The sequence below is a fragment of the Xenorhabdus hominickii genome (assembly GCF_002632725.1).
Classification (GTDB): Bacteria; Pseudomonadota; Gammaproteobacteria; order Enterobacterales; family Enterobacteriaceae; genus Xenorhabdus; species Xenorhabdus hominickii.
Genome location: NZ_NJAI01000053.1, coordinates 1 through 1030, shown reverse-complemented (window position 1 = coordinate 1030; position 1030 = coordinate 1). Strand labels below are relative to the sequence as shown.

Here is a 1030-nt window from a genome sequence, read left to right as displayed (position 1 = left end):
ACTCTGGAGACCGGATTGATACCGATCCAGTGTGGCGGGACAGGCGCAAGAACCGCCAATGAAGCGCTGGCGACACTGGGGGCGGTGCCCGGCAACCGGACTATCAATGGCCAATCCCTGACCGCTGACATTCAGTTAACGGCGGCAGATGTCCGGGCGTATCCGGCTGACGGTCGCCTGATGAATTTACCCTCCGGGGAAACCCGGCTCGCGAGCGGAAATGGCAGCACCTACCTCTACGTCACCGACGATCACCATGCAGGGTCATACAATACCCGTGGCGGGCATGTCTGGGCCTTTGACGGTGCCGGAAAGATGACCACCGGATTAATACCGGTTCAGTGCGGCGGCACAGGCGCAAGAACGGCTGAGGAAGGGTTAGCCGCGTTGGGGGGGCTGCCCCGTAATCAGGTCGGCTACGCGTTACTGGATTTTGGCCGCATACAACGCTCGCAACGGATCGTTAAATCCAACCCCTTCGGCAACGGTACACCGTGTATTGTGCTGGCTGAGGTCAATCGCGGCTATGAACGCAATGAATGGTTCGATACGAAATGGATTTTCCAGCAGAACGGCAGTCACGGCGTTGCCGCCTCCTGTGTTGCTGAGGGGATTGTGGTTCAGGCGGGTACGGCGTCATTCTGGGCGCGGGGTATGGATACCGGGTCTGCCGCAGGTCATGCTGACGGTACCGATTGGACTAATGTTGCGTGCCGGGTGCATGTCTGGAAGGTGATGTGATGAAAATGAAAACAATCTATGTGCTAACCCGTGACTACCGGTCGTATACCATCGGCATTCGTCCGGTAGAACCCCACATTGACGTGGATGTCCCTGATAATTTTTCCGGCGGGCCGGAAACCTATCATCCTGACACGCAGGAGTGGATACCGGATGAATTGAAAAAACCAAAATAATAGTCAGGGGATTGTTCTACTGCCCCGATATCCAGTGGCTGGAACAGCCGAAGTGATGACAGGGGCCTAGTGCCCCTTACTCACTCGCTTGGATATCCGTGTCCAGATGCCGG

The 1030-nt window shown here is 56.8% G+C and carries 2 protein-coding genes; both read left to right on the top strand.

Annotation, left to right across the window (positions count from 1 at the left end; translation table 11 throughout):
- Nucleotides 1-15 precede the first annotated feature (15 nt).
- Nucleotides 16-741: a hypothetical protein gene (locus tag Xhom_RS24970; RefSeq protein WP_145957526.1), complete on the top strand. Its 726-nt coding sequence runs from the start codon at nucleotides 16-18 to the stop codon at nucleotides 739-741.
- The gene (locus Xhom_RS31760) at nucleotides 741-917 is read left to right on the top strand and encodes a hypothetical protein (RefSeq protein WP_157104579.1); all 177 of its coding nucleotides are present in this window, start codon (nucleotides 741-743) and stop codon (nucleotides 915-917) included. The genes Xhom_RS24970 and Xhom_RS31760 overlap by 1 nt, the downstream gene beginning before the upstream one ends.
- The last annotated feature ends 113 nt before the right edge of the window (nucleotides 918-1030 follow it).

Bases quoted from the DNA above. Each gene is read 5' to 3' on its own strand.
- Xhom_RS31760 (WP_157104579.1), top strand. From the start codon at position 741: ATGAAAATGAAAACAATCTATGTGCTAACCCGTGACTACCGGTCGTAT.